The sequence below is a fragment of the Cellulomonas sp. B6 genome, from assembly GCF_001462455.1.
Lineage (GTDB): Bacteria > Actinomycetota > Actinomycetes > Actinomycetales > Cellulomonadaceae > Cellulomonas.
Genome location: NZ_LNTD01000228.1, coordinates 1 through 2,101, shown reverse-complemented (window position 1 = coordinate 2,101; position 2,101 = coordinate 1). Strand labels below are relative to the sequence as shown.

Here is a 2,101-nt window from a genome sequence, read left to right as displayed (position 1 = left end):
CGCGCCGCCGCGCCCTAGGTTCGTGGTCATGACCACCGGCCCCGTCACCGCCCCGCCCCGCGCGGGCCGGTCCGCCCCGTCCCTCGTGGCTCCCCGCGACCCGTCCGACCGCGTCCCGGTCGCCGTCGACGTGCAGCACGTCGCGCCCGCGCTGCGCGGCGGACGCGCGCTGCTGCTGGCACCCGTCTCCGCGGCCACCTGGAGCGGTGCGGGCCAGCTCGCGGTGTCCACGCTGTTCACCGTGCTCGCCGCGATCCTCCTGATCACCGGTGTCGCGGTGGGTGTGGGCACCGCGCTCGTCGTGGTCGGCGTCCCGGTCCTGCTGGGCACGCTCGCCCTGGCCCGCGGCTACGGGCGCATCGAGCGCACCCGCCTCGCCGCGCAGCTCGGCGTCGTCGTGCCGCCGCCGTCGCCCGCACCCGCCGGGTGGGGCCGGCGGTCGTGGTGGCCGCGCGCCCGGGACGACCGCGCGTGGGCGGCCGTCGCGCACGCCGCGGTCGCGAGCGTCCTGACCTCGGTCGCGGTGCCGCTCGGGGCGTCGTTCGCGGCGGTGCCGTGGATCCTGCTCGCGACGCCGTTCGTCGACGCCCCGCGGCAGCCGTTCGACGTCATCCACGTGCCCGCGTGGTTCGCGGTGCCCGTCGCGCTCGTGCTGCCGTGGGTGTCCGCGCTGGTCGTGCAGCTCACGACGCTCGCGCAGGTCCGGATGGGCCGCACGCTGCTCGGTGGCCGGTCACGCGCCGACGTCGAGCGCGCCGCCCGCGAGGCCGAGACCCGTGCGAGCGCCGCCGAGGGGCGCGCCGAGCACCTGCGCGAGACCCGCAGCGCCGCGGTCGACGCCGCCGACGACGAGCGCCGCCGCATCGAGCGTGACCTGCACGACGGCGCGCAGCAGCGGCTGGTCGCGCTGGGCGTCGAGCTCGGGGTCGCGCGCCGGGCCGCGGTGCACGACCCGCAGGCCGCGGTCGCGGCGGTCGACGCCGCGCACGGCGAGATCAAGGAGGTGCTGGCCGAGCTGCGCGACCTGGTGCGCGGCGTGCACCCCGCCGTGCTCACCGACCGCGGGCTCGACGCGGCGCTCTCGGCGCTCGCGGCACGCAGCCCGGTGCCGGTCGACGTCGAGACCCGCGGTCTCGAGGCCGGGATGTGCGTGCAGGCCCAGGCGGCCGCGTACTTCGTGGTCGCCGAGGCGCTCACCAACGTCGCCAAGCACGCGCACGCCGCCCAGGTGGTGGTGCGGGCGACCGTGGCGGGCGACCGGCTCCGCGTGGAGGTCGCCGACGACGGCCGCGGCGGGGCCACCGCCGCACCCGGCGGCGGGCTCGACGGCCTGCGGCGCCGGGTCGAGGCCCTCGACGGCGCGTTCCTGCTGCTCAGCCCGGCGACGGGCGGCACCGTGCTCACCGTGGAGGTGCCGTGCGCATCGTGATCGCCGAGGACTCGGTCCTCCTGCTCGACGGGCTCACGCGGCTGCTGGTCGCCGAGGGCCACGACGTCACCGGCTACCGCACGGCCGACGAGCTCGTCGCCGTCCTGGGGGACCCGGACGCGGACCTGCCGGACCTGCTCCTGACCGACGTCCGCATGCCGCCCACGCACACCGACGAGGGCCTGCGGGCCGCCGTCCACCTGCGCGGCCTGCACCGCGGGCTCCCCGTGCTGGTGCTCTCGCAGTACGTCGAGGCCCGCTACGCGCAGGACCTGCTCGCGGCCGACGCGCGCGGCCTGGGCTACGTGCTGAAGGACCGCGTGGCCGACGTCGACGACTTCCTCGACGCGCTCGCCCGGGTCGCCGCCGGCGGCACGGTCGTCGACCCCGAGGTCGTCGCGCAGGTGTTCGCACGCTCGCGCCGCAGCACGCTCGACGCGCTGACGCCTCGTGAGCGCGACGTCATCGGCCTCATGGCCGAGGGCCGGTCCAACGCGGCCATCTCCGAGCGCCTGTTCATCGGCCTGCCGGCCGTCGAGAAGCACGTCACGTCCATCCTCACCAAGCTCGACCTGCCGCCCGACGCGTCCGACCACCGCCGCGTGCTCGCGGTGCTGCGCTGGCTCGAGGACGCCCCCACGAACGGAACCCCGCGATGACCACGCCCACCAC

The 2,101-nt window shown here is 77.4% G+C and carries 2 protein-coding genes; both read left to right on the top strand.

All coding sequences use genetic code 11. From position 1 onward, the window contains the following. The first annotated feature begins 28 nt into the window (after nucleotides 1-28). Nucleotides 29-1,429, top strand: coding sequence for a sensor domain-containing protein (locus ATM99_RS16670; protein ID WP_082659972.1), 1,401 nt, complete (start codon nucleotides 29-31; stop codon nucleotides 1,427-1,429). Next, a complete protein-coding gene (locus ATM99_RS16665; RefSeq protein WP_062103950.1) occupies nucleotides 1,417-2,088 on the top strand; it encodes a response regulator transcription factor in 672 nt (223 codons plus the stop codon). Before ATM99_RS16670 ends, ATM99_RS16665 begins: the two co-directional genes overlap by 13 nt. The last annotated feature ends 13 nt before the right edge of the window (nucleotides 2,089-2,101 follow it).

Excerpts from the sequence above, each read along its gene's own strand:
- ATM99_RS16670 (WP_082659972.1), top strand. The coding sequence starts at position 29 with ATGACCACCGGCCCCGTCACCGCCCCGCCCCGCGCGGGCCGGTCCGCC.